The organism is Sorangium sp. So ce119 (genome assembly GCF_051524405.1).
Lineage (GTDB): Bacteria > Myxococcota_A > Polyangia > Polyangiales > Polyangiaceae > Sorangium > Sorangium cellulosum_G.
In genome coordinates this window covers 2,854,800-2,880,689 of record NZ_CP150310.1, presented here as the reverse complement: position 1 = coordinate 2,880,689, position 25,890 = coordinate 2,854,800, and the positions used below count along the sequence as shown (strand labels likewise).

Below are 25,890 nucleotides of genomic sequence, written 5' to 3'. Positions count from 1 at the left end.
CCCTAGCCGCCCGCCACAGGTGGGATGAGCGCCACCTCATCGCCGAAACCTACAGGATCGCTCGGCGTCGCATACACGCCGTTCACCGCGACCCGGATCGAGCCTTTGTAGGGGATGAGCCCGGGATATCGGGCGCAGACGTGGTCGAGGAGCTCCGCCGCCGTGCAGGGGCCGGCGAGCGGCAGCGCGACCTCTCCGGCGCCGAGGACATCTCTCGCGCCTGCGAACGCGAGCACGCGAACGGCGGCATCCATGGCCGGAAGCTAGCATCGCTGCGCTGCCGCGACACGACGAACTGGGGCCGAGCGCCCCCGGGCCACCCCGGCGAGATGAGCCTACCGGGCACGGCCGGCACGGCTATCATCGGACCGCTCTCCGCCATGTCCGAAGAAGGCTTTTTACCGGGCACCATCCTGGCCGGTCGCTATCAGGTCCGTCGCGAGCTGGGTCGCGGCGGCATGGGCGTCGTCTATCTCTGCCGCGATCTCGTGATCGACGAGCGCGTCGCGGTGAAGCTGCTCGATCGGCCGGGCACGGCCGCGCGGCCCGAGGACGCCTGGTGGTTCCAGGAAGAGGCCCGCGCGCTCGCCGGGCTCTCGCACCCGGCGCTCGTGAAGGCCCGCGACTTCGGGGCGCTCACCAACGGGACGCCGTACCTCGTGATGGACGCCGTCCCGGGGCGATCGCTCCACGAGTGGCTCTACCTCGCGCGGCTCGAGAACCCCCTGCCCTGGCCGATCATCTGGAGCGTCATCGACCAGGTCCTCGGCGCGCTGGCGCACGCGCACGCGCGCGGCGTGATCCACGGCGACCTGAAGCCGTCGAACGTCCTCGTCGACCTGCAGCACGGCGGCGAGCCGCCGATCGTGCACGTGCTCGACCTCGGGCTCGCCTGGCTCATCCAGGACCGGGTCGATCACCGGCTCGACGGCTCCCGGGAGAGCGAACCGACGGTGCGCTGGGGCGCCGGCACCCCGGGCTGGATGGCGCCCGAGCAGATCCGCTTCGCGGCGCCCCACGTCGGGCCGCCGACGGATCTGTACGCGCTCGGCTGCATCCTCTACGCGCTGCTCGCCGGCGGCGAGGTCTACGACGGCACGAACGAGGAGCTCCTCCAGCAGCACCGGAGCGCGCCGATCCCGGATCTGCCGCTGCCGCCCGAGGTGCCCGGCGACGTCGCGAAGTTCGCGAAGCGGCTGCTCGCGAAGCGGCCGTGGCACCGGTTCGATTTCGCGGGCGACGCGCGGCGGGTCTGGAAGCGGTTCGAGCCGCGCAGCGACGTGAACGCGACCGCCACGCCGCTGCCGATCGCGCTCCTGACGAGCGGCCGGCTGCCCCCGAGCCGCAAGGAGCTGCTCACGCCCGAGCTGATCGAGCCTCCAGACGACGATCCGCCGCCGTCCGTGACCACCACGGGCCTGCTCGCCCTCCGGCCGAGCCCGTTCGTGGCGCGCACCGGCGAGCGGGCGCGCCTCATGGAGGTCGTGGCCGAGATGGTCGACGCGCCGAAGGCGATGCACCGGTTCGTGCTGCTCGCGGGCGAGGCCGGCGTCGGCAAGAGCCGGCTGGCCGAGTGGCTCTGCGAGGAGGTCCACGAGCGCGCGCTCATGGTGCCGCTGCGCGCGCGCTACCGGCGGATCGCGGCGCCGCTCGACGGCGTGCTCGGCGCGGTGACCCAGCACTACCGGCTGGAGCGGGCGGAGCGGGAGATCGTCGAGAAGGTGCTGATGAACCTCTGGGAGGTCCCGCCCGAGGACGAGGTCGGCAAGACGTGGGTCGCCGCGACCGCCGAGTGGATCAAGCCGTCGCCTCCCGGCAGCGAGGCGGTCGGCCCGACGGGGAAGCGCTTCCGCCTGGATCGCCCGGAGCTCCGCTGGCTGATCATCCGCAAGACGCTGGAGCGGATCGGCCGCGATCGGCCGGTGCTGCTGTGGCTCGACGACCTGCACTACGCCTCGTCGACGACGTTCGAGGGGCTCCTCACGCTCCACCGCGACGCGCCGAACCTCGGCCTGCTCGTCGTGGCCACCGTCCGGAGCGAGGCGGTCGAGTGCGATCCGGCGGCGGCGCGGCGGCTGGAGGGCGCGCTCGCGGCGTACGGCGGGGAGCGGCTCGACGTCGCCCCGCTGAACCCGACGCAGACGCACGCGCTGCTCCGCGAGACGCTGCCGCTCGACGACGCGGCGGCCGAGGCGGCGACGGCGCGGAGCAAGGGCAACCCGCTCTTCGCGCTGCAGCTCCTGCACGCGTGGGCGGGCGGCGGCCACCTCCAGCTCCGCGCGGGCAAGTACTTCGTGCCGCGCGGGTCGATGGCGGTGCACGCGTCGACAACCGCCGACCTCTGGGAGGAGCGGCTCGCGGCGCTGCCCGCCGAGCTCCGGTGCGGCGCGCGCGCCGCGGCGGCGCTCGGCGGCGACATCCGGCGCGAGATCCTGCGCGCGCTGCTCGAGGCGCTCGACGTGCCCGCGGATCGCGCGATCGCGGCGATGCAGCGCGCGCAGATCCTCCTCGCCGTGGGCGACCGGCTGCGCTGGCCGCACGCGCTGCTCCAGGAGCACCTCCTCTCGCAGCTCTTCCTCGAGCCGGACGCGGCGCGCGTCTTCCGCGCGGCGGCCGACGCGCTCGGGGCGCACCCGGCGGCGTCGAGCCGCCGCATCCTCCGCCACCGGGTGGTCAACCTGCTGCGCGCCGGCGACACCGACGAGGCGGCGGACCTCATGCACGCGCACGTGGCGGCGCACTGGCAGAGCTCGCGCGACATCTCGGCCACGCTGCGTGATCTCGCCGTGCTCGACGGCAAGCTGCCGGGCAGCGACTCGCGCCCGGGGCTCCGGGGCGGCGCGGAGACGCGGCCCATCCTGACCGGGACGCGGCTCGGGACGCAGCTCCGCTTCCGGTCGGAGGCGCTGCGGCTGGCGGGCCGGCTCGACGAGGCGCGGCGCGACGCGGAGGAGGCGCGGCGCATCTTCGAGCACGCGGGCGACCGGGAGAACCAGGCGCACTGCCTGCGCCTGCTCGGGCACATCGCGTCGGACGTCGGCGCGGAGGCGCAGGGGCGGCGGCTCGTGGCGCGCGCGCACGCGATCTTCGACGAGATCGGCCACCGCCACGGGCAGGCGCAGTGCGAGGTGCTGCTCGGGGAGATCGACTACCAGCTCGGCGAGCACACCCGCGCGCGGGCGGTGCTCGCGTCGGGCGAGGCGCGGTTCCTGGAGGTCGGCGATCGGCTCGGCCGGGCGCAGTGCCTGCTCCTCCAGAGCATGGTCGAGCAGGCCGGGGCGCTGTCCGAGGCGGCGCGGGCGCTGCTCACGACGGCGCGCGCCGACTTCGACGCGATCGGCTACCGGCTCGGGCTCGCGCAGTGCGACCTGACGCTCGCGCACGTGGATCACCGCCTCGGCCGCTTCGAGGCGGCGCGCGCGGGCGCGCTCGCGGCGCGGCAGAGCTTCCGCGATCTCGCGAACCCGCGCGGCGAGGCGGGGTGCGAGCGGCTCCTCTCGATGGTGGCGCTCGACGCGGGCGCGCCGGAGCTCGCCGAGGACCACGCGCTCGCGGCCGGCAGGATCTACGAGACGCTGGCGGACCCGTGGGGGCTCGTCGAGGCGCGGCTGCTCTTCGCGCAGATCGCGCTGCACCGCGGGGACGCGGAGCAGGCGCGGGACCACCTCGTGGCGTGCGAGGCGGTGGCGCTCGCCGAGGCCGAGCCGCGGCAGCACCGGCACCTGACGCTCGCGTGGCTCGCGTACCACGAGGGGCGGTTCCACGAGGCCGCGCGGGAGCTCGACGCGGCGCGGGCGTCCTTCAAGGACAGCCGGACGGGGGACCACACGCCGCAGCTGCTGGAGCGGTTCGCGCGGATGGGGTGGCCCAAGCCGGCGGGGGCGCGGATCAACGGGTGGATGAGGACGCTGGCGCTGGCCTGAACCGGCTGGCGTGGCGCGGATGAGCTGTGCGCGGGCGCGCCTCGGCCGAGGGGCGAGGTCTACAGCGGTAGCCAGAAGTCGGGGCCGAAGAGGCGGCGCGCGGCCTCGATCGTGCGGAGGGCGCGGGGGAGGTCGAGCTTCGCCTGGTGCTCGGCGAGCTGGACGACGTAGGGGATCCAGAGCGGGCGGCAGACGACGAGCGCGGCGAGGTGGAACTCGGCCTCGTCGGTCTGACCGAGGCCGGTCGCGACACGCGCGAGGATGGTGTGCACCGGGACCGGCGAGCCGAGCGGCGCGATCGCCGTCGCGCAACGACGCACGCCCTCCGCAGCCTGCTCGCTGGGGTGACGGCGGAACTCCTGGAACGCCTCCTCGAGCTCGTGCTCGTCGCTCACCTGCTCCGGCAAGTGCTGCGCGACGAGCTTCTTCCAGTGCTCGACGAAAGGCAGCTGCGCGAGGGCGCTCGACCGGTCGGCGTGCGCGACGAGCAGATCGGCCTCCTTCCAGTCGCCAGCCTCGCGCGCGAACTCGAGCCCGGAGACGACGCGCGCCTCCTCGTGGAGCCCAGGCTCCTTCGTCAGGAGCCACCGCTGCCAGTACAGCGCGCCCCGGAAGGCCACGCGCGCGAGCGGCTCCTTGCCGTCGGCGCGCATCTGCAACGCGACGTCGATGAGCGCGCTCTTGTGCCGCTGCACGTCCTCGACCACGAGGCTCGCCGGCCACGCACAGAGGCCGCACGCCTCGGAGATCATCGCGCGCCCCTCACGCCGCGCGCTGGCCCCCCGCCAGCAGGCCGTGCAGAAGGAAACCTCCCCGACACACACCCACGCTACCACGGCGCGCGGCGTGAGGGGCGCGCGGGAAGAGAGATAGGAAGACAGACGGAAGGCCGACGAAAGACGGATGGCAGGCAGCCAACAGGGCGCGACGAGGCGCGCGGGCGAGCTGCGCGGCGCATCGATCTCGATCTCCAACGGGGGTTCCTGCACAATGAGCTGTTGCGGCAGCGACCGAGCGGTGGGGACGGCGGCCGCTCGAGGTGCCGATTGGCGATCGAGGTCGACAGGACAACCCAGCAGCGTGGCGCTCCTGACAGCGGGCGGCGCCGACCATGAGCCACCGTGATCTCCACCGCGCCGCGTTCGAGGCGGCCGAGGACGCGCTCCTGCTCCTCGAGGACGGCCGCGTGATCGACGCCAACCCGAGCGCGACGCGGCTGTTCTCGGGGCCCGCGCAGGGCCTCCTCGGGCGCGAGCTCGCGGACCTGTCACCGCTCCTCCAGCCGGATGGCCAGGCCTCCGCAGAAGGGCTGAAGCAGAAGATCGAGGCGGCGAGCCGCGGCGAGCCGCAGCGGTTCCGCTGGCTCTACCGGCGCCCGGGCGGTGGCTTCGTCCAGGCCGATACGCAGCTCGCGCGGCTCGCCCTCGCCGACGGCGCCGGGCCGGTCCTGCGCGCCGTCGTTCGCGAGGAGGACAAGGAGCAGCGGCGGCTCTACGCGCTCGCCGTCGACATGCTCGGCACGGCCACGCTCGACGGGCGCTTCAAGGAGCTCAGCCCCTCGTGGGAGCGCACGCTCGGCTTCAGCCGCCAGGAGCTGATGGGCCGGCCGTACGTCGACTTCATCCACCCCGAGGACAGGGCGCGCACCCTGTCCGAGACCGATACGTTCTCGACGGGCGCGCAGACGCTGACCTACGAGAACCGCTTCCGCTGCAAGGACGGCTCGTACCGGTGGCTCGAGTGGAACGCGATGCTCGCGCTCGACGAGGGGCTCGTCTACTTCGTCGCCCGCGACGTGACGCGGCGCAAGAGCGCCGAGCTGGCGCTCCGCGAGTCCGAGGAGAAGCTGCGCGCGCTGTACGAGGGCATCCCGCACATCCTGATCGTGGCCGACAAGGACGCGAGGATCGTCTCCGTGAACCGGCTGTATCCGGCGGTCCGGAAGGCGGAGGTCCTCGGCAGGAGCCTCTACGATTTCACGGCGCCGGAGTACCACGACACGGTGAGGCAGGCGCTCCAGACCGCGCTCCAGACCGGCGAGCGGGCGCGCTACGAGGTGGTCGGGCTCGGGGCGAACGGCGAGCGGGCGTGGTACGCGAACCACGTCAGCACGATCCCGGGCGCCGGCGACGCCACGAACCTGCTCATCGTCGCGGAGAACATCACCGATCGCCGGCGCGCCGAGGAGCAGCGACGGGAGAGCGAGGCGCGGTTCCACGCGGCCGTCGAGGCCAGCATGGACGCCTTCCTCACGATGATCTGCCGGCGCGACGGGCGCGAGGAGGTCGCCGATCTCGTGATCACGGGGCTCAACGCGCGCGCCGCGGCGATGCTCTCGATGCCGCGCGAGGAGCTCCTCGGCCAGCGCCTGTCGGAGCTCGGTCACTCGCCCGAGGCCGGCGTCCTCCTCGACAGGTGCCTGCGCGTCGTCCGGAAGGGGGCGCCGATCGAGGAGGAGGTCCTCCTGCCCGCGCCCCCCGGCCAGCCGTCGCGCCCGGGCGCCTGGGTGCACCACCAGATCGTGCCGATCCAGGACGGCGTGGCCGTGACGATGCGGGACACGACCGATCGCAAGCGGCTCGAGGACCAGCTCCGCCAGTCGATCGAGCGCCTCGAGGCGTACGCGGAGGAGCTCGAGGGCAAGAACCGGATGCTCGCCGAGGAGAACGCCGAGCGCGAGCGGACCGCGAGCGTCCTGCGCCAGCAGCAGGAGGCGATCCGCGCGCTCTCGACGCCGATCATCCAGGCGTGGGAGGGCGTCCTCGTGCTGCCGATCATCGGCGCGCTCGACAGCGGCCGGGCCACGCAGATCATGGAGAAGCTGCTCGGGGAGATCGTCCGCACGCAGGCCCACTTCGCCGTGCTCGATCTGACCGGCGTGGAGGACGTGGACGCGCCGACGGTCGACCACCTGCTCCAGGTCGCCCGCGCCGCGAGCCTGCTCGGCAGCCGCTGCCTCATCTCGGGCATCTCCCCGAGGGTCGCGCAGGCGATCGTCGAGCTCGGCAGCGACGCGCGGACGTTCGAGACCTTCGCCGAGCTGGAGGACGCCCTGCGCCACGCGCTGCTCGTGTCCGGCGCCCGGCTGCCGAGGCTGCGGCACGGCAAGCGCTGACGCGCGGAGCGCAGGGGCGCGCGCGGAGCGCGGGGGCGCGCGCGGAGCGCCGAGCATCGACGCTGCCCGGCGCTACGCCTCGTCGGCCTCGAACTCCTCGCGCAGCTCGCGGGCCCGCGCCGCGTGGCGGGTCGCCTCGGCGCCCTCGCCGATCGCGGCGGCGTACGTCGCGGCGCGGGTGTACGCGGCCGCCGCGGCCCGCAGATCACCGCCCCGATCGTAATGGTGGGCGAGCAGCGCGGCGCCCTCGTCGCCCGGCGCGCGGAGCTCCAGCCAGTCGGCGACGAGCAGGTGGATGCGCCGGCGGATCTTGAGGCTCAGCATCTCGTAGGCGACCTCGCACGTCGCCTGCTCCGCGAAGACGTACTCGCGCTCGCCCGGGAACGTCGCGGGGGAGCGCAGCCGGATGAGCTGGCGCTCGCACAGGCGCGCGAGCAGCTCGCCGGTGGACGCGCCGCCGCCGTGGCGCACCGAGAACGGCGGATCGAGATCCTGGAGCTCCGCGAGGATGCGCTCGCTCGACATCGGCGAGCGCGCCTGCGGGGCGTCGTTCCGGAGCCGCTCGACCGCGCCCTCCCAGAAGGTCCGACCGACGACCGCGGCCTGCGCGAGGAGCCCGCGCGCGTCGGCGTCGAGCCGGTCGAGGCGCGCCTGGACGACGCCGTGCACCGTCGGCGGCAAGCTCAGCGTGCCCAGCGCGTCCTCGCGCACGCGCCACGCGCCCCCCTCGGCCTCGATGGCGCCCGCGTCCACGAGGTGCTGGAGCATCTCCTCGACGGTGCGCGGGTTGCCCTCGGCGCGCTCGGCGAGCGCGCGCACGAGCTCGGGGCTCAGCTCGGAGACGCCGCGGAGCCGGTCGCGGATCATCTCCTCGGTGTGCCGCCGCGCGAGCGGGAGCGCGTCGACGCGGACGTAGGCCTCCTTCGCGATGCCCCAGTCCGGGCGGCGCTCGTAGAGCTCGGGGCGCGCGGCGCACACCACGCAGAGCGGCAGCCCCTCGGCGTGCGCCACGAGCTCCTCGAGCAGATCGAGCGTCGCGTCGTCGGCCCACTGGAGATCGTCGCAGACGATCACCATCGCCGTCCGCTCGAGCGCGAACGTGACCAGGTGCGCGAGCGCGGACGCGATCCGGCGCTTCGCCAGGACGCTGCCGCGCGCCGCGGTGTCGAGGAGCCCGGCGGGCGCTGGCCGCGCGCCGAGGATGGCCGCCAGCCGGGCGAGGATGTCCTCGAGATCGCTCGATCCGAGCGGCCTCGCCAGCGATGGAGACGGATCGAGCTCGTCGTCGTCCTCGTACTGCACGGCGCCGGCGCCCCTGCGCCCGCTCACGGTCGAGCTGATCGGCCCGCGCAGGGGGACGGACGTCGCGCGGGTGACGACGGGCGACGCGCCTCCGAGCGCGGCCCGGGCCCCCGCGCCGGCGGCCTCGCGCTCGGCGCGGGCGCGGGAGCGCGCGGCGCGCAGCCGCAGCCAGCGCAGACCGCGGCGCAGCTTCCGCAGGATGACCTGGGCCGGATCGGCCTCGTGGATCCCGAACCACCGGCGCAGCAGCGTGCCGGCCAGCCCGTAGCTCGTCTCCTGCGCGAGCGCCGAGCACTGCGCGGGCAGGACGAACGGCTCCCCGGGCAGCGCGGAGGCGAGGCCGTGCTCGGGGCTGGAGCCGCCGCGCGCTGCCCCGCCGCGCGCTGCCCCGCCGCGCGCTGCCCCGCCGCGCTCCGCCCCGCCGCGCTCCGCCCCGCCGCGCGGTGCCCCGCCCCCGAGTTCCGCGACGAGCTCGGCGAGCATCCGCGTCCGGCCCACGCCGGGCGCGCCGACCAGCGTGATGAGCCGCGGCCGCCGCTCGTGGAAGGCGGTCTCGACGAGATCGCACAGGCGCTGCATCTCCGCGCCGCGCCCGACGAGGCGCGTCGCGAGCCCGTGAAAATCGGGCGGCGCGAAGGCGTGGTGGAGCGGGCCCTCGCCGAGCACGCGGTACATCGGCGGCGCCGCGCCGCGCGCGGGGGGCTCGGGCGCGGCGCGGCCCGCGACGGCGATCCCCTCGAAGGGCTCCATCCGGAAGCGCCCGAGGACGAGGCGGTGGGTGTCGCGGCCGATCACGATCGCGCCGCGGGGCGCGAGCTGCTGGAGGCGCGCGGCGCCGTCGACCGCGTCGCCGACGACGGCGAGGTCCTGGCGCGCCGAGCCCCCGCTGCCGACGAAGGCCCGCCCGGTCGTGATCCCGATCCGCACCGAGAGGCGGACCGAGCGCGCCGCGCGCGGCAGCGTGAGCTTCGGGATCGCGGCCTGCGCCCCGAGCGCCGCGACGATCGCGCGCTCGGCGTCGTTGTCGGTCGAGCGGGGGACGCCGAAGACGGCCATGACGCGCCCGCCGATGGGCCGCTCGACGACGCCGTGCATCTGCTCGACGTGCTCCGCGAGCACCTGGTAGCAGCGGTCGACGACGTCCTTGACGTCCTCGGGATCGAGCCGCGACGAGAGCGCGGTCACCTCCGACAGATCGGCGAACAGGACGGTGCAGATCCGGTGCTCTCCGCCCTCGAACGGCACGACGGCCCGCCCCCTCGGCGCGCTGCGATCGTGGCTCACGGTCCCCCTCACCCCGCTGCTCTCCGGCGCCCACCGCGGCGGCGACGGCGGCGGCATCGACGGCGGCCGCCGCGACGACGGCGGCAGCGACAGCGACGGCGGCGGGGGCAGCGGCGGGACGTGGACGGCGGCGAAGTCGAGCAGCCCGTCGGGATCGTCGTCGCTCGCGCCCGGGCTGAAGGCGGGCGCGCGCAGGGTGTCGCGCGCGACAACCACGACGCTCGCGCGGTGGGCGGCCTCCAGGGCGGACCACATCTCGCCGAGGTTATGGAACCGCTGCGACGGGTGGATCGCGAGCGCGCGGCCGAGGACCGCCTCGACGTCGACGCTCGCGTTCACCCCGCGGGCGCGGAGGCTCGGCCGGATCGCCTCATCGCTCGACGCGACGAAGAGCTGGATGACGTCGGCGCCGCAGAGCGCAGGCTGACCGCTGGCGACCTCGATCAGGATGAGCGCCATCGCGTAGACGTCGGTCCAGGGCCCGGTGGCGCCGAACCGCGGGCTGAACTGCTCCGGCGCGCCGTACTGCGGCGTGAAGGCGCGGAACGTTCGTCCCGTCTGGACGAGCGCCTCGGCGAACTTCGGTGTCTCGGAGAAGACCTTGGCGAGCCCGAAGTCGAGCACCTTCATGCGATCGCCGAGCAGGAACAGGTTGGCCGGCTTGACGTCGCGGTGCGAGACGTTCCCGTCGTGCGCGACGGCGAGCGCGGAGGCGACCGGCGCGAGGAGCTTGATCGTCTCGCCGAGGCTCCGCGGCGGGACGTTCTCGGCGCGGCGGCGCTTGAGGTCCTGCTCGAGCGTCTCGCCCTCGAGCCACTCCATGACGATGTACGGGGTCCAGGGCCCCCTCGGCGCGGCGGCGGCGCCGATGTCGAGCGCCTGGACGATGCCCATCGTCCGGCGCGAGAGCTGGTGGAGCAGGCGCGCCTCCTCGCGGAACTTGGCGAGGAACCCGTCCTGCTGGTCGGGGCTCAGGCCCGTGGGGATCTTGAGGCATTTGACGGCGACGGGCGCGTCGAAGCCGAGGTGCCGGGCCCGGTAGACGACGCCGAAGGCTCCCTCGCCCGCCAGCGCCTCGACGGCGAACTGGCCGTCGATGATCGACCCTACCCAGCCGAACGGGTCGCTGGCCTGCATCGTTGCCTAGGCTACCTGTTGCGATGAACCACGAGCAAGGTGGCAGCGGCGGCCGCTCCAGGAGGGAACGGGGGGCGGTCGGCGCGAGCCGCTGGGCGGGATACGGCGCGGGCGGGGCGGTGAGCCGAGGAACGCGGACGGTGGGAAGATGAAGGGCGCTGTGGGCCCAGGTCGCGCCGGGTCAGCGGACGACCGGGCTCAGTTGACGACCGGGGTGAAGCAACCGATGGACGTGTCGATGCGGAAGTTCGACTCGATCGTGCGGCGCTCGGCGAAGAAGAAGTCGAGCGCGTACTTGTTGCCCGGCGTGATGCCGAGCTCCTGCGCGCGCGCGTCCAGGTCGATCGTCGCGCTCTCCGGCTTGTGAATACCGCCCAGATCGATCGCGAGGTGGCCGTTGATGAAGGTGAAGAGGTCGTCGTCGCCCGAGAAGGTGAACACCTCGCCACCCTTGTATTCAAACGTGGTGTGGAGCTCGAGCGTGAAGTGATAGTTGTGGCTCCGGTCCTCGTTGCCAAACCCCATGTCGTCGATCGGGAAGAAGTCGGAATTGTCGTACGTGGACGTGCCGTTCCCGTTGTCCGTGAGCGAGATGGATATCTGGATGGCGGTGTTCACGTCGGGCACGTCGCGGAACCACTGATCGAAGGCCTCCTTGCCGCTCGTGGTCAACGTGCCCTCGGTGCCGCCCGCATAGACCGGCTTGCCGTCCGCGCCGAGCTGAGCGTCCACGATGCCCCGGTCCTCCCCGGGCCGGCCCTCGAAATCCGGGTGCGTATCCTTGAAGTCGCGCACGATCGCGATGAGATCGCTGCCGCAGGCGTCGCCGTCCGGGCTCGGGCCACCGCCCGAGCTCGCGCTGCCCCCGATGTCGCCGATGGGGTCCTGCCCGATGTCGCCGCCGCTCGCCGTCCCGTCGCCGCCGCTCGTCGTCCCGTCGCCGCCGCTCGCCGTCCCTGCGCCGTCCGAGGCAGCGTCGCCGGTCCCCCCTGCACACGCGGTCGCCGCCACGAGGGCGACGAGCGCCGATACCGCCATCATGGTCCGTCGATAAGCCATCATGTCTTGCCCCTTTTCCCGAGCGGTAGAAGCCATCGAGTCCGCATGGAACGACGTCGGAGACACCGCGCCGCCATCTTCCGCCCCTGTGCGCGGGGGTGGGTGGAGCGGGTCAATTTTTTTTCAACAAAATGGCCGGTGTTCCCGGCCGTAAAAATACCGCTGGCTCACCCATCCCCGGTGAGCTGCTCGTCGGAGGCTCCTGCGATCGCCGAGCGCCCTCGGCGCCAGCTCATCGCGCCGGAACGCCGAAGAAGTAGTACCCCTTACCCAGGAGCGGGAAGCGGTAGGTGCCGTACTCCCACGTGAACGCGTCGCCGAGCGGGGCGACCATGTCGCGCAGCTCGGCCTCGGAGTAGACGCGCAGCGTGCTCACCACGCCGTCCCACACGCTGGCCGCGGCGGCGATCGGCGTCGCCCACGTGAGCCACGCCTTGGCGGCCCGGGAGCGGCGCGTGAGCAGCGGGTTCGCGGCGAGCGCCGCGACGCCGACCGGGACCATCGGCAAGAACCCCAGCGGGGTCCGCTCGAACCCCTCGGACAGGAAGATGCCGGACGAGCCGCGCACCGCGTCGGCCAGGATCGCCCGCGCGAGATCGGGAGAGAAGTGGTGGAAGGCGTTGATCATCAGCCGCGCGCGGCCCTCCGCGAGCGCCGGCGGGATGCGCGTCGCGTCGACCGGCGAGGGCTCGAAGGCGACGAACGACGGGTGCCGCGCGGCGGCGGCCGCCCACGCCTCCGGCTGCGGCAGGAGATCCGTGAGCACGAACCGCGGCGGCGTCGCGCCCGCGCGCAGGAGCTCGCCGATGAGCACCTCCGACGGCCCGGCCGCGCCCGCGCCGAGCTCGATCACCTCGGCCGCCCCCGAGGCGGCGAGGAAGCGCCGGAACGGCTCGATCAGGCCGCGCAGCATGCCGCCCCACCGGATCGTCCGGCTCAGCGACTCGATGATGAGCTCGCGCAGCGGACCGGGAGACCACGGCGAGTCGTTCCACTCGAACAGCGACAGGCGGGGGAGGGAGCGCGGCATCGGTTGACCTCAGGTACCGTCAGTCAGCGGCAGCTTACCGTCGACCGCCCCGCGCGGCGGCGCCATCCTGAACCCATGAATTTCCTGCTTCATCGCCACCTCGCGGCGCGCGACCTCGGATCGGTCGCCGCCGGCGCGGGGGCGATGCTCCCGGATCTCTGGCGCATGGCCGACCGGCGCGTGAGGCCCTCGCGGGCAGCCGAGCGCCCCGCCGCCCTGCCGCCGCGCCTCGCCGAGGTGCTGGCCGGCATCGATCATCACGTCGCCCTCGACCGCTGGTTCCACGCCGCGCCCGTCTTCGTCGAGGGAGAGCGCCGCCTCGCCGACGCGCTGCGCGGCGCCTCGCTCGGCGCGCCGCGGCTCGCGCTGTTCGCCCATGTGCTCTGGGAGATGTGCCTCGACGGCGCCCTCCTGCGCCGCACCGGGCTCGCGCCCGTCCTCGACCCCCTCCGCGCCGGACTCGCCGCCATCGACGGCCCCCCCGGCGAGGCCGCCGCCTCCATCCACCACTTCCTTCGGCGCGCCCCCTCCCCAGCCGCCGCGCCCCCCGGCGCCCCGTCCGTCGCCGACGCCCCCTCCCCGCCCGCCGCGCTCACGGACCGCGCCGCCTTCGAAGCGCGTCTCCGTCGCATCTGCGACGAGCTCGCCCGCGGCCCCTGGATAGCCGGCTACCAGGACGGCGCCGGCCTCGCGCTGCGCCTGTCCGGCGTGCGCTCGCGCTTCGGCATGCCCCCCTTCACGCCGGAGCAGCACGACCGCCTCGCCGCGCTGCTCGACGCCCTCGCCGCCGCCGCAGACGACGCGCTCGACGACGTCCTCCGCACGGCTCCACCTCGCGCCTTCTGAAGCGCCCCCCCTCTCTCTCCTCCAGACGGCGATCGCGGCGGTCGCCCGCACAGGAGACGGGCCCAGATCGGCGTTTTCGGCGCACAGGCGTACTCCTGTACGCCGAGCACCGAAAACGTCGAGATGGGCCCGTATCCGAAGCGGGCGACCGCCTCTCATTCACTCGTGGATGATGATCGTGGTGCCTTCGCCCATCTCGTCGCCCGTGTTGATGGCGTGCCATCCCGGCGGGACGCGGGGCTCGGTCCACAGGAACACCCGGTGGGCGTCGATCGGCGACATGTTGATGCAGCCGTGGCTGCGCGGCGTGCCGAAGACGTCGTGCCAGTACGCGGCGTGGAGCGCGTAGCCGCTCGCGAAGTACTGGATGTACGGCACGTCCTTCAGGGCGTACGTCCCCTCGCCGCGGCGCCGCGTGACGCCGTACTCCCCGTCGCCCTTGCGGGGGGCCTGCGCGCCCGCCTCGGGCTTCGCCGCCGCGCTCGCGCCCGGCTTCTTCGCGGCACGCTCCTTCGAGGAGCCGCCCTTGTCCGGCTTCGCGCCGCGCGAGGCCGAGGGCGCGTCCGCCGTCGTCTCCGCGCGGCCGCCGACGCTCGACGACTCGTTCGAGTCCATGGTCGCCGTGATGTGCTTGTTGCGGATCCGGAAGATGCCCCGCACCGTCGCGGTCGTGGTCTTCGGGTCCGCCACCCCCGCCTGGCCGGTCGACACCAGCGTGGCGTAGACCGGGCGCTTGCCCTCCCAGAGGACCAGCGTCTGGTGCTGGATCGAGACCTCGATCCACTTCTCGCCCTTCTCCGCGACCTCGGGCCACGACGACGGGGCGACCGCCAGCCCCACGTCGAGCTGGCTCACGTACCGCTGGTCCTTCGTGCGGTAGTACTTCATCCCCTCGATCCGGCGCATCCTCCCGCTCAGCGGGACGACGTCGCGGAAGGGCAGCTCCTTGCCCGGCGTCGCCTTGTCGCCCTGGATCTGCGCGTCGCGCGCGCCCCGCGCCCGGACGAAGGCGAGCGGCAGCGTGAGCTGATCGTTCAGCTCGACGCCGTGCCAGGGAGAGCCCGTGTCGGGCTTGATCTTCGTCGCAGGCGCGAGCCGCAGATCCGTGGTGATCGCGAACCGCCGGTTCAGCGCCTCCGGCCCGGTCGGGAACGAGCCGATCAGCGACAGGCCGGTGAAGCGCCGCGCCCGGTCCGCGAACACCGCGTACTCCGGGACCTTGAAGTCGCTGATGTTGCGGATGCCCCGCTTCCCGCCCTCCAGCCAGAACGGGATCGGGTCGTTCTCCCCTCCCCCGCCGAGCAGGGCGCCCTCGCCGAGCTCGAGCGAGTTCTTCGCGAGGCCGAGCTCGCCGAGCTGCTTCCCGGGCAGCGGCGCGCCGCGCTCGTCGATCGGCACGTCGTTCGCGCCGAGGACGACCCGCTGCACGGTCGCCTTGTTCTCCTCGAACCACGCGAGGTGCTCGTCGAGCTTGAACTCCGACTTGCGCTGCTCCTCGGCCGTGGGGACGCGCAGGTAGAGGGGCAGCACGGCGCGGACGAACGCATACCGGTACGGGAGCGCGGTCCTCAGGTTCGGCCCCGGGCCCGCGGCCTTGAGGATGGGGTCGTCGAGATCGAGCGTCGCGTCCTCGCCAACGCAGAGGAAGCCGCGGGGCTCGATCTCGTACCAGCCGCCCGGGCAGCCGGCGGTGCCGGCGGGCTCCGCGGAGCGCGGCACCCTCGATCCGACGCGCAGGTAGCCGAGCTTCTTCGACGTGTCGCGCGGCTCCTTGTAGACGGTCGCCACGAAGGCGGTCACGCCGAGCAGCGGCTTGCCGCTCGGCGGCTCCGCCGCGGCGCCTGTCGGCGCCTCCGGCTGCGCCGCGCCGGTCGCGAGCGCCGCGACGGTCGCCGCCCCGCCTGCGTCGTCGGCGACCGCCCCGGCGTCCGCCGGCGCGTCCGCGGGCTTCTGGCACGCGAACGCCCCGGAGGCCGCCGCGGAGAGCGCCGCGAGACGCGCGAGACGAAGGACCATGCGCGCTGCGCGCACCGAGCGCAGCGCACGACGAGGCTTCCCGGAGGACAGCAGGCCGCCCATGCGGGCGTACTTGCCAAAATCGGCGCGCGACGAAAAGCCCAAAACACCCGCGGCCAGCGCCTCCTGCTGCGCCGCGCCCGCCGCTCAGGCCAGGAGGCCCGGCAGCAGCCCCGTGCAGTACGCGGGGTTGCCGAAGCTCGACACCTCCACGCCCATCGCGTTGCACAGCGTGACGAGCAGGTTGTTGTGGGGGTCGCCGGCGTAGCGCAGGTACCTCCCGGTCCGCAGGGCCCCGCCGGCGCCCCCCGCGATCACGTAGGGCATGTCGCGCCGCGAGTGGCTCTGCCCCTCCGAGATGTCGGTGCACCAGAGCACGATCGTGTTGTCGAGGAGCGTGCCCGCGCCCTCCGGGACGGCGTCGAGCTTCCCGAGCAGGTACGCGAGCTGCTCCGCCTGCCAGCGGCCGATGTCGACGAGCTGCCGCTGCTTGTCCGCGTCGGCCAGGTTCGAGTGCGAGAGCGCGTGGTGCGTCTCCGACTGCCCCAGCCAGGTGAACACCTTCCCCGCCTGCGTCGCGCTCCACTGGATCGACGCGACCCGCGTGAGATCGCAGGCGAGCGCCGTCGCGAGCAGATCGATCTGCAGCCGCCCGATCGCGGGGAAGTTGTCGTTCGCGTACACGTCGAGCGGCTCGCCCAGCGCCGGCAGCGCGCACGCGCCGCCGAGGAGCCCCGGCGCCTCGAGGCGCGCCTCGATCTCGTTCAGGGCGTCCAGGTGGTGCTCCAGCTTCTGCCGGTCCTCGCCCCCGAGCTTCTGCGCCAGGGCGCCGTAGTCCTCCATGACGTCGCCGAGCACCCGCCGGCGCAGCGCGCGCCGCCGCGCGAGGTCCGCCGGATCGGCGCTGAGATCGGTGAAGAGCCGGTCGAACGCCGCGCGCGGATCGTCCTCGGGCGGGACGGGCTGGCCCGGGCCGAGGTACGAGACGCGCGACGAGACGTTGGCGTACTGGACCTGGACGCCGAGCTCGAGCGACGAGAGCTTCGTGCGCTGCCCGAGCCGCGCGGCGAGGAGCTGGTCGACGGAGATGCCCCCGCCCCAGCCGACCAGCGCGGCGGGGTTGCAGGCGTAGGGGAAGAGCGTCCCCTCCTGGAGCTCCGTGCCGGTGAGCGCCTGGCCGATGCCCTGCTGGTGGGCGTCGCCCGGCCCGTTGTAGGCGGACTCCATGTCGACGCCCTCGACGACGAGCAGCTTGTCCCGGTAGGGCGCGAGCGGCGCGAGGATCTCGCCGAGCTCGAACGACGCCTCGGTGCCGGTGGGCTGCCAGGCCGTCTTGACCGTGCCGAGCCCCGTGAAGAAGACGACGAAGCGCTTCGGGAACTCGACGGCGCTCGCCGAGCCGGACATGGCGTCGAGGAACGGGAGCGCGACGGCGAGCCCGCCGACGCCGCGCAGGAACGTGCGCCGATCGAGCCGCCGCCTCGACGGCCGGTGCCGCGCGGCGCCGCTCACGGCGCGCCCCCGGCGCCCGGCGCCCGCCGGTAGCGGAACGCGTCGGTCTGGGTGAGCGCCACGAGCAGCGCCTTGATGTTGTACCCGCTGTCGGCGAACGCCCGCTGGATCTGGCTCATGCTGCACTCGTCCTCCGCCTGCTCGGCGCGGCCGTAGCCGAAGCGGAACCACTGCGTCGCGACGCACTGGCGCACCTCGTCGCTCTCCGCGAGCAGGTGCGCGAGCTCCACCGCCCCGTCGAAGCGCCCGTCGGTGCCGCGGCTCCCGGCGATCTCGCCGCTCGCGTCGACCGGCACCCCCTGGTCGGTCGCGCGGTAGAGGCCGATGCCGTCGTAGTGCTCGAACCCGAACCCGATCGGATCCATCAGCCGGTGGCAACCCGCGCAGCCCGGGTCCTGCGCGTGCTGCTCGAACCGCCGGCGGGTCGGGATGCCCGACCGCACCGCGGGCGGCTGGATGTCCACGTCGGCCGGCGGGGGCGGCAGGGTCTGGCAGAGCAGCCGCTCGCGGACGAACTTGCCGCGGTGGATGGGCGAGGACTGGTCCGGCTTCGCGAGCACCGACAGGAGGCTCGCGTGCGTGAGGAAGCCCGCGCGCTCGGCCGGATCGAGCGGCACGACCGCGAGGTCGCCGGGCGCCGCCGCGCCGTCCGCCGGGGCCTCCTCCAGCCCGTAGAACGCGCGGAGCTCGGCGTTCATCAGCGAGTAGGACGCCGTCAGCAGGGTCGCCACGTCGCCGGCCTCGTCCTCGAACACGACGTGATCGAGGAACGCCTCGGTCTCGGCCCGGAGGAGCGCCGGGAGCCCGTCGTGGAAGCGCGGGTAGGCCGCCGTGTCCTTGGCGATCGTGTCGATGTTCGTGAGCTGCAGCCACTGCGCGTGGAAGTTTGCGACCGCGGCGCGGGCGCGCGGGTCCTCGAGGAGGCGCCGCGCGTGCGCCGCGATCTGCTCCGCGGTGCGGAGCTCGCCCGCGTCCGCCGCGGCGAACAGCGCGTCGTCCGGCATGGAGCTCCAGAGCAGGTACGAGAGCCGCGAGGCGATCTCGTGGTCCGACAGCGGCACCACGGCGTCCCCGGCGGGGTCCGGCATGCCCAGCTCGACGCGGTAGAGGAAGTGCGGCGACTGGAGCATCGCCTGGATCACCACCTCGACGCCGGTCGAGAGGCCGTGCTCGTCGTTCCCCCAGGCGAAGAGCCGCTCGAAGCGCGCGATCTCCTGCGGCGTGAGCGGCCGGCGGAACGCGCGCTTGCCGAGCCGCTCGATGAGCTCCGCGGCGCACGCGTCGGGCCCCTGCACCGCCGGGTCGCACCCCGCGAGCAGCCGCGCGGGATCCCGCGCGGCCCGCGCCGCGATCGCCTCGGCGGCCTTCATGAGCTGCTCGGCGAGCAGCGGCGTGACGCCGAGCGCCGCCGCCTGGTTGTTGAACCCGAGCGCCTCCTCCTCGACGACGAAGGCGTCGGCCGGCGCGCTCTCGTCGCCGAGCAGATCCCGGATCGTGTTGTCGTACTCGAAGCGCGTCATCCGCCGGAGCGGCGAGGCGCCCGGCTGGATCTCCGCGCAGCGCGGCGGCTCGTGCGTCGCGCCGTCGCCGGGCCTGCCGGAGCAGGCGGCCGCCGTCGCGAGGACCGCCGCGAGCCCGAGAGCGCCGCCGGGTCCGCGCTCCCCCCGGCGGCGCCGTCCTCTTGACCGATCCATAGGCCCTCTCTCCAGGACGTCATCGCCACGATGCATCGCGTTGTGGCGCCGGGCATCAGGCGACCCCATTTTGTACTCCACGGAAGACAGTTACGGAAGGAGCCGCGGCGGCGAGACCCCGTGAATCCGGCTGTATCGTAGTCTCCTAGCGACACTGCGTGTCGCGCGAAAGATCGCCCAGCGTGTCGAAAATACGCTGGATTCCGTGGGTTGGTCGCCTGTAGGCTCGCGCGCGTGCAAGCTCCGGTCGACGTCATTGCCGCTAGCGAGAGGCCCGTGCGCAAACCCACCAGGACCACAACGCTGTTCCTTTCTATGAGCCTCTGCGGGCGGATCCTGCTCGGGCTCTCGGCCGCGACCGCCGTGACGTTCGCGCTCGCTCCCGTCACGCTCGCCGCTCCCAAGGCGTCGAAGTCGATCGCGGTTCACATCGAGGGTCCCAACGCGGAGGCCATCCGCGAGGACATCCTCGCCTTGTTGCCGGAGACGCTGGGGGTCGTCGAGCCGGCTGCGTTCTCGAAGGCGCTGAAGGGCGCCGGCCAGACCAAGGCGGTCGGAGACGCGCTGGTGTCCAAGGCCCTGCGGAAGAAGCCCCTCGACCGCATCCGCAAGGCAGGCAAGGCCGCGAAGGCGGAAGGGGTCATCTACGGCGTCTCGCGCACGAACAAGAAGAAGAAGAAAGAGGTCCACCTCGTCTACGTCGACGACAACGCCGGCGACCTCGCCGTGGACAGCGCGGTGCCGCTGACCGGCTCGCGCGACGACCGCAAGAAGGCGCTGGAAGAGTTGCTCGGCCCGACGCTGGCGCAGATCGCGCCGCCGCCGGCCGACGACGACAAGGCGAGCAAGGGCGGCGAGGACGGCGAGGGCGACGGCGGCGAGGGTGACGGCGAGGGCGACGGCGGCGAGGGCGACGGCGGCGAGGGTGACGGCGGCGAGGGCGACGGCGAGGGCGCGCGCGACAGCGGCGGCAAGCGCAAGCGCAACGACGTCAACTCGGCGCTCTTCTCGGTCGAGCTCGGCGTCGAGTTCGTCGGCCGCTGGTTCGACTACTCCGATCCGCGCACGAACAACCTCCGGCCCTACGGCGTCTTCGGGCAGCCCGCGCTGTCGGTCGCGGGCGAGGTGTACCCGCTCGCGTCGACGGACATCGCGGTGCTCAAGGGCCTCGGGATCACCGCGAGCTACGCGCGGGCGCTCGGCCTCAACTCGGCGGTGGGCGACGGCGACCCGATCAGCACCACCTACCAGCGCATCAACCTGGGCCTCCGCGAGCGGCTGTCGATCGGCGAGGCGTCCCAGCTCGGGATCTCCGCCGGGCTCCGGTTCCTGACCTTCGAGATCGAGGCGCCGGCGGATCTCGCCAGGACGGTGCCCAACGTCTCCTACACCCTGTTCCGGGCCGGCCTCGACGGCCGCTTCCCGGTCGGCCCGGTCGCGCTGGCGCTGGGCGCCGAGTACCTCCTGCCGCTCTCGTCGGGCGCCGTCTACGAGCGGTTCACCGGGGCGAGCGTGCAGGGCATCGGCGCGATGGCCGGGGTGATGGTCCCCGTGGCGACCGGCATCGAGGCCCGCGTGCTCGTCGAGTACGCCCGGTTCTTCTCGTCGTTCCAGCCCGAGCAGGGCGACCCTTACATCGCGGGTGGGGCCATCGACCAATACCTGGGACTGCGGCTCGCCGGAGCCTATGTCTACTGAGAGAGAGAGGTACCACGTGACGTTCCTGACTTCGCTTGACGGGCGCATCGCGCTCACCGCAGCCGCCCTGCTGACGGGCAGCGCGCTCCTCATCAGCTGCGCGGGGACCCTCGACGAGGACGAGTTCCCCCCGGGCGGCCAGCAAGGCGCCGGCGGCGACACCCAGGGGTCCGGCACCACCTCCCCCGCGGTGACCACCGGCGCCGACTCCGCCACGACCGCGGCCACCGGCGGCGACACCGCCGCCACGACCGCGGCCACCGGCGGCGACACCGCCGCCACGACCGCGGCCACCGGCGGCGACACCGGCACCACCACCTCGACGGCCACCGGCCCCGCGCCGACGGGGTGCGCCGAGGCGCCGGCGATGATCACGATGAAGTGCGGCAACGCGGGCTGCCACGACGCGAACTCGAAGCAGGCGGGCCTCTCGCTGGCGTCGGGGTGGGAGAACAGCATCCGGGGCCAGGCGTCCGCATGCGGCGGCATGGTGCTCGTGCCCGGCGATCCGGACGCCAGCTCGGTCTACACGAAGGTCACGCCCGACCCGCCGTGCAACAACCGGATGCCGCTCGGCGCCACGCCGCTCAGCGACGCCGAGATAACGTGTCTCCACGACTTCATCGCGGCGCTCACCCCCTGAGGAAGTGAAAGAGCGTCTGGCCGCCACGTGCGGCGCGGGCGGGGCGATCGTCCCCTGGATGAGACCGCCTCGTTGGCGCCCCCGCGGCCAGACGCTACCCTCGCCGCGATGCTGCGCCGGCGCTCGTTCTGGATCGCCGCGGCCGCCGTCGCCTACACGGCCTTCGCCGCGCTCCGCGCGTCCGGCGGCCACGGGCCCGCGTGGCTCGCCCTGCTCGGGCTGCCGGCGCTCCTCGCGCTCGGCTTCCGCTGGGTCGAGCGGCCGCCCCGGGGCGAGGACCGGATCGAGCCGGCCGCCCGCCGCGCGGCCGCCGTCTGCCTCACCGGCGCCGCGATGCTCGCCGCCGCGCGCAGCGGCCCCACCGGCCTCGCGCTGATCGCGCTCGGCAACCTCGGCGCGGCGGCCGCCGCGATGGCCGCGCTGGTCGGCCTCGCGCGCATCGCGGGCCTCGGCGGCCTGCTCGAGCCCCCGCCGAGCACGCGGCGCCTCGACGCCGCGGCGTTCGCCTCGCTCTTCTGGACGGTGGCGGTCGCGCTGCCCGCAATCTCGGCGGTGGCGCCCGCGCGCGCGGCGGACCTCGATCCGCTGCTCGTGCACTACGCGACGTCCGCCGCGTCGCTCGGCTCGCTCACGGTGACGCTCGTCGCGCTCGCGCGCGTCCGCATCGCGCGGCGCCTCGAGCTCGGCGTCGCCGACCGAGTGGAGGCGGCGCTGCTGCTCTCGGCGACGGCGCTCGCGGCCTCCGTCGCGGCGGCGTTCGTCGGCGTCGCGAGCCCGGAGGCGATCCTGCCCGTCACGAGCGCGATCGCGGCGGTGTGCGTCGCGCTCTGCATCGTGGCCGCGGACGCCGCGAAGGTCTCGCGCGCGCTGCGCCTCACGCTCGCCATCGCGGCGCTCGCGACCCCGCCGGCGCTCCTCGCGGTCTACGCGGTGCACGAGGCGCCGCGCGGCGATCTCGGGCTCCGCGGCGCGCCGCAGTCCTCGATCGGCGTCGCCGTGTTCGGCGCGTGCGCGATCTGCGCGCTCGCGGGGCTCGCGGCGCCGGCCCTCGCGCGCCGGTTCGCGCCCGAGGGGGCGCGCTGGCTCGGCGCCTTCGACGCCGCGACGCGCGCGGCCATGAACCCGGAGCCGGAGGCGGCGCTGGAGACGGCGCTCTCCGCGCTGCGCGAGGCGTCGGACGCGGGCACGGCCGGGCAGGCGCCGCCGGCGCTGTACCTGCTCTCGCCGCCCGAGCGGGTGACGGTCGATCGCGCGGGGTACGCGCACAGCGAGCCGGCGCAGGTGCCGGCGCGCCTCATCGAGCTCGCCCAGGTCGAGCCGGAGCGCGTGCTGCGCGTCGAGGCCGCGGAGGCGGTCGAGGTCCGGCGGCCGGAGGTGCGCCCGCTGCTCGCCTGGCTCGCCGAGCGCGACGTCGGCGTGGTGGCCCTGGTGAACGACGCGGAGGGCCCGATCGGGGCGCTCGCGATCCCGCGGGGCCGGCGCGCGTCGCCGATGACGCTGGAGGAGGTGAGCGGCCTGCGCGCCGTGGCCGACCGGCTCGGGGCGGTGATCTCGGTGTCGGCGATGCTGTCCGGGTCGCGCGGCCGGGAGGTCGCCGCCCGGCGCGAGGCCGAGGAGCGCGCGCGCGAGGTGAGCCGGCTGGAGCGCGCCGTGGCGCAGAGCGCGGGCCGGTTCCGGGCGATCGCGGGGCTGCTCGCGCGGCCGGCGCGGGCGGCGGCCTACAGCCCCGCGGCGCGCGCGGCGCTCGAGCAGCTCGAGCGGCTCGGCGCGGGCGGCGGCCCGGTCACGCTGCTCACGGCGCCCGGGATCGACGCTGTCGCGTGGGGCGCGGTCGTGCACCTGAGCTCCGCGCGGGTGGCGGGGCCGCTGGCGATCGTCGACGGCGCGGCGCCCGCGCCCGAGGCGTTCGCGCAGGCGTTCGCGCGGACCCGGGGCGGCTCGCCCGAGCGCGACGGCGCGGCGCCGGCCGCTGGATCCGAGGACACGCCGCGCGCGCTCGCGCTCTGGCGCGATCCGGACAGCTCGCCGATCGAGGCGGCGCGGGGGGGCACGCTGCTCATCCTCGACGCCCAGGCGCTGTCGCCCGAGGTGCAGAGCTACCTCGGCGCGGCGCTGCCGGACGACGTCGGGCTCGTCGTGGCGGTGCCCCAGACGGTCGACGCGCTGGTGGCGACGGGCCAGATGAGCGAGCGGCTCGCGGACCGTCTCGGCGATCGGGCGGTCGCGCTGCCGTCGCTCGCGTCGCGCGCCGAGGATCTCCGGGCGCTCGCGCTGGACCACCTCGCGCGCATCGGCGTCCGCCTGCGCGGCCGGCCGTTCGGCCTCGATCTGCGGGCGCTGCAGGCCGTGCTCGACCACCCGTGGCCGGGCAACGACGCGGAGATGGGCGCGGTCCTGCTGCGCGCCGCGCTCATGACCGAGGGCGACGTGGTCGGCGAGAAGGAGCTCGCGGCGATCGGCTTCGCCCCGCAGGCGGCGCCCTCCGATCGGCCCGAGGCCGCGGGGAGCGAGGCGCGCCGCGGCCGCCGGCGGCGCGCGGGCAAGGCGGGGTAGCACCGCGGGGCAGAAGTCCTGCCAGGGATCTGCCGCGCGAGAGGAGAGATTCAACGCCAAGGCGCAAAGACGCGAAGACGCAAAAAGACAATGATTTCATGCCTTTTTGCGTCTTTGCGCCTTGGCGTTGAGATCTCCATCCGGATCCACGGCCGGACTCCTGGAGGGCGGAACTAGCCGGCGGCGCCGCGCCCGGTGGGGGACCGCCGCCGGCGTGCAGCCCACCGTGGGGGGAGGACCGCCGCCGGCGTGCAGCCCACCGTGGGGGGACCGCCGCCGGCGTGCAGCCCACCGTGGAGGGACCGCCGCCGGCGTGCAGCCCACCGTGGGGGGACCGCCGCCGGCGTGCAGCCCACCGTGGGGGGACCGCCGCCGGCGTGCAGCCCACCGTGGGGGGACCGCCGCGGTCAGTAGAAGCGGTAGCCGAGGCTCGCCGGCGCGACGAGCACGAAGCCGTCGAGCCCCTTCATGAACGTCGGCGAGACGGTCAGGAGGAGCGCGCCCGACGTCCAGCTCGAGCTCGGCAGGTCCGCGAGCACGAGCGACACGTCGACGCTCCCGCCGAACGCGAACGTCTCGACCAGCGCGGTCTCGGGCAAGCTGCCCTCGCGCGCGGTCACCTCGACCTCGGTCCGGCCGTAGTTGAGGTCGACCATTTCCGAGGGGATCTCTCCCCTCACGCCGGTGACCTTCGCGTTCTGACCCACCGCGCCGGCGAGCCCCGAGAGGCCGAGCCAGAGGCGCCCGAAGCGCATCGAGAGGGAAGGTCCGCCGACGGCGAGATAGCCGCCGCCGAACCGGTAGCCGCCGAGCGCGCGGACGCCGAGGTGCAGCTCCTCGGAGAGCGCGAGCCCGACGAAGGCCTGACCGCCGGCGAACGGCCCGATCGCCGGGTCGAAGCCCGCGTGGCAGACGTCCTCGTTGCAGGGCGCGATGAGCTCGCCCTCGGGAACGTTGTAGCTGTACGAATACGAGCTCAGGTTGCCGAAGCTGCCCGCGTCGATCAGCCCGATCAGCGCGCCGCCGGCCGCGCCGGCCTCGATCACGAAGGTCCCGGAATGCCGCGGCGATGCACCTGGCGTCGGCGCCGGCTCCTCGGCCGCGGCGGCCTCGGCGGAGCCTGCGGCCCCCTCCGGCCCCGCTGCGGCCGTCTCCGGCCCCTCCGCGCCCTTCCCGGGCCCCGTTGCCGCCGCGCCCTTCCCGGCCCCGCCTGCGCCCTTCCCGGCCCCGCCTGCTTCCTTCCCCGCCGCCGTCGCGGCCCTGTCTGGCGCCGCGGCGACCGGCGCCGCCGGCTCCTTCGCGGGCGCCTCCGCGGCCGGCGCCGGCTCCGGAGCGGCCGAGGCGTCCCTGGCCAGCGCCGGGACCGTGACGGCCTTCCGGTCGCCCCGCTTGATCGCAACCGTCTGCTCCCAGCGCTTCCTGCCGGGAGCGCTCGCGCTCACCTTGTGCTGGCCAGGGTCGATCGGCCTGGCCTGGCCCCACGCCGCGCTGTCGACGGGCGTCCCGTCGAGCGTCACCTCGAGCCCCTCGACAGCGGCGGCCCGCGGCACGTTCAGCGTGAGCCGCGGCAGCCGCAGCTCGAGCTTCGCTCCCCTCGCCTTCGCGTCGGCCTCGAGGCGCTTGTTGCCCTCCTTGCGCGCGGCGGCGCCGAGGTCGATGTACTCGACCCAGGCGGTCGCGATCTTGCCCTGCTTCTCGTGGCAGGTGGCGAGCGCGAGGAGCGTGGCCGACCTCGGGCTCAGCCGGTAGCTCTCCTCGATCTTGGGGCAAGCCTCCGCGAGCTTGCCCTTCTTCATGAGCTGCTTGCCCTCGTCCAGCAGCGCCTCCGCCTGCGCGAACGCGACCCCGGGGCTCACCGCCAGCGCGAGCGCGAGCGCGAGGCCCGCGGCGCGCGCGCTCGCGCGCACAAAGCGCCGGGCCGCGTCCTGGGAGCGACCGCCGAGACGGAAGGATCGCAAGGGGAAAGAGGGCGTCTTCTCGGCGTGTTCAGCGTCTTGCCGGTTCAAACGGTTCGTCGCTCCAGAGCGATGCTCGTGACGTGAAGTCGAAGGTACGGCGGGCGAGACGGCGGTCTCGCT

The 25,890-nt window shown here is 74.3% G+C and carries 15 protein-coding genes; 6 read left to right on the top strand and 9 right to left on the bottom strand.

Annotated features, from left to right (window positions below; all coding sequences use genetic code 11):
- Positions 1-2 precede the first annotated feature (2 nt).
- Positions 3-254: a MoaD/ThiS family protein gene (locus WME76_RS10965; RefSeq protein WP_061614698.1), complete on the bottom strand. Its 252-nt coding sequence runs from the start codon at positions 252-254 to the stop codon at positions 3-5.
- A gap of 75 nt (positions 255-329) precedes the next feature.
- Between WME76_RS10965 and WME76_RS10960 the strand changes: the two genes are divergently transcribed.
- Positions 330-3,923, top strand: coding sequence for a protein kinase domain-containing protein (locus tag WME76_RS10960; protein ID WP_437960089.1), 3,594 nt, complete (start codon positions 330-332; stop codon positions 3,921-3,923).
- A 59-nt stretch (positions 3,924-3,982) separates the two neighbouring features.
- On the opposite strand, the gene WME76_RS10955 is transcribed toward WME76_RS10960, so the two are convergent.
- Positions 3,983-4,675: a hypothetical protein gene (locus WME76_RS10955; RefSeq protein WP_061614700.1), complete on the bottom strand. Its 693-nt coding sequence runs from the start codon at positions 4,673-4,675 to the stop codon at positions 3,983-3,985.
- Positions 4,676-5,034: 359 nt separating this feature from the next.
- Between WME76_RS10955 and WME76_RS10950 the strand changes: the two genes are divergently transcribed.
- Entirely contained in the window at positions 5,035-7,038 is a 2,004-nt protein-coding gene (locus tag WME76_RS10950) for a PAS domain S-box protein (protein ID WP_437960088.1), read from the top strand.
- Between the two features lie 72 nt (positions 7,039-7,110).
- Here WME76_RS10950 and WME76_RS10945 read toward each other — a convergent pair whose 3' ends face one another.
- From WME76_RS10945 to WME76_RS10935, 3 genes are all read right to left on the bottom strand, one after another.
- Positions 7,111-10,761, bottom strand: coding sequence for a protein kinase domain-containing protein (locus tag WME76_RS10945; RefSeq protein WP_437960087.1), 3,651 nt, complete (start codon positions 10,759-10,761; stop codon positions 7,111-7,113).
- 198 nt (positions 10,762-10,959) lie between these two features.
- Positions 10,960-11,823 carry a fibro-slime domain-containing protein gene (locus tag WME76_RS10940; protein WP_437960086.1) on the bottom strand — a complete coding sequence of 288 codons (864 nt, stop codon included), beginning with the start codon at positions 11,821-11,823 and terminating at the stop codon, positions 10,960-10,962.
- A gap of 229 nt (positions 11,824-12,052) precedes the next feature.
- Entirely contained in the window at positions 12,053-12,850 is a 798-nt protein-coding gene (locus WME76_RS10935; protein ID WP_437960085.1) for a hypothetical protein, read from the bottom strand.
- A 75-nt stretch (positions 12,851-12,925) separates the two neighbouring features.
- On the opposite strand from WME76_RS10935, the gene WME76_RS10930 reads away from it, so the two are divergent.
- Positions 12,926-13,696 (top strand): hypothetical protein, encoded by a 771-nt coding sequence (locus WME76_RS10930; protein ID WP_437960084.1) that lies wholly within the window; start codon positions 12,926-12,928, stop codon positions 13,694-13,696.
- A 159-nt stretch (positions 13,697-13,855) separates the two neighbouring features.
- On the opposite strand, the gene WME76_RS10925 is transcribed toward WME76_RS10930, so the two are convergent.
- From WME76_RS10925 to WME76_RS10915, 3 genes are all read right to left on the bottom strand, one after another.
- Positions 13,856-15,712 carry a L,D-transpeptidase gene (locus tag WME76_RS10925; protein ID WP_437960083.1) on the bottom strand — a complete coding sequence of 619 codons (1,857 nt, stop codon included), beginning with the start codon at positions 15,710-15,712 and terminating at the stop codon, positions 13,856-13,858.
- 147 nt (positions 15,713-15,859) lie between these two features.
- Positions 15,860-17,224, bottom strand: a complete 1,365-nt coding sequence (locus tag WME76_RS10920) for a DUF1552 domain-containing protein (protein WP_437960082.1) — start codon at positions 17,222-17,224, stop codon at positions 15,860-15,862.
- The gene (locus WME76_RS10915; protein ID WP_437960081.1) at positions 17,221-18,918 is read right to left on the bottom strand and encodes a DUF1592 domain-containing protein; all 1,698 of its coding nucleotides are present in this window, start codon (positions 18,916-18,918) and stop codon (positions 17,221-17,223) included. Before WME76_RS10915 ends, WME76_RS10920 begins: the two co-directional genes overlap by 4 nt.
- A 315-nt stretch (positions 18,919-19,233) precedes the next feature.
- Between WME76_RS10915 and WME76_RS10910 the strand changes: the two genes are divergently transcribed.
- From WME76_RS10910 to WME76_RS10900, 3 genes are all read left to right on the top strand, one after another.
- Positions 19,234-20,616 (top strand): hypothetical protein, encoded by a 1,383-nt coding sequence (locus WME76_RS10910; RefSeq protein WP_437960080.1) that lies wholly within the window; start codon positions 19,234-19,236, stop codon positions 20,614-20,616.
- Between the two features lie 16 nt (positions 20,617-20,632).
- On the top strand, positions 20,633-21,259 hold the full coding sequence (locus WME76_RS10905; protein WP_437960079.1) for a c-type cytochrome domain-containing protein: 627 nt from the start codon (positions 20,633-20,635) through the stop codon (positions 21,257-21,259).
- Positions 21,260-21,367: 108 nt separating this feature from the next.
- Complete coding sequence (locus WME76_RS10900; protein ID WP_437960078.1) at positions 21,368-23,812, top strand: hypothetical protein; 2,445 nt, start codon at positions 21,368-21,370, stop codon at positions 23,810-23,812.
- A 407-nt stretch (positions 23,813-24,219) separates the two neighbouring features.
- Here WME76_RS10900 and WME76_RS10895 read toward each other — a convergent pair whose 3' ends face one another.
- Entirely contained in the window at positions 24,220-25,770 is a 1,551-nt protein-coding gene (locus WME76_RS10895) for a hypothetical protein (protein WP_437960077.1), read from the bottom strand.
- Between the last annotated feature and the right edge of the window lie 120 nt (positions 25,771-25,890).

Excerpts from the sequence above, each read along its gene's own strand:
- WME76_RS10965 (WP_061614698.1), bottom strand. The coding sequence starts at position 254 with ATGGATGCCGCCGTTCGCGTGCTCGCGTTCGCAGGCGCGAGAGATGTC.
- WME76_RS10960 (WP_437960089.1), top strand. The coding sequence starts at position 330 with ATGAGCCTACCGGGCACGGCCGGCACGGCTATCATCGGACCGCTCTCC.
- WME76_RS10955 (WP_061614700.1), bottom strand. The coding sequence starts at position 4,675 with ATGATCTCCGAGGCGTGCGGCCTCTGTGCGTGGCCGGCGAGCCTCGTG.
- WME76_RS10950 (WP_437960088.1), top strand. The coding sequence starts at position 5,035 with ATGAGCCACCGTGATCTCCACCGCGCCGCGTTCGAGGCGGCCGAGGAC.
- WME76_RS10945 (WP_437960087.1), bottom strand. The coding sequence starts at position 10,761 with ATGCAGGCCAGCGACCCGTTCGGCTGGGTAGGGTCGATCATCGACGGC.
- WME76_RS10940 (WP_437960086.1), bottom strand. The coding sequence starts at position 11,823 with ATGATGGCTTATCGACGGACCATGATGGCGGTATCGGCGCTCGTCGCC.
- WME76_RS10935 (WP_437960085.1), bottom strand. The coding sequence starts at position 12,850 with ATGCCGCGCTCCCTCCCCCGCCTGTCGCTGTTCGAGTGGAACGACTCG.
- WME76_RS10930 (WP_437960084.1), top strand. The coding sequence starts at position 12,926 with ATGAATTTCCTGCTTCATCGCCACCTCGCGGCGCGCGACCTCGGATCG.
- WME76_RS10925 (WP_437960083.1), bottom strand. The coding sequence starts at position 15,712 with ATGGTCCTTCGTCTCGCGCGTCTCGCGGCGCTCTCCGCGGCGGCCTCC.
- WME76_RS10915 (WP_437960081.1), bottom strand. The coding sequence starts at position 18,918 with ATGGATCGGTCAAGAGGACGGCGCCGCCGGGGGGAGCGCGGACCCGGC.
- WME76_RS10910 (WP_437960080.1), top strand. The coding sequence starts at position 19,234 with ATGAGCCTCTGCGGGCGGATCCTGCTCGGGCTCTCGGCCGCGACCGCC.
- WME76_RS10900 (WP_437960078.1), top strand. The coding sequence starts at position 21,368 with ATGCTGCGCCGGCGCTCGTTCTGGATCGCCGCGGCCGCCGTCGCCTAC.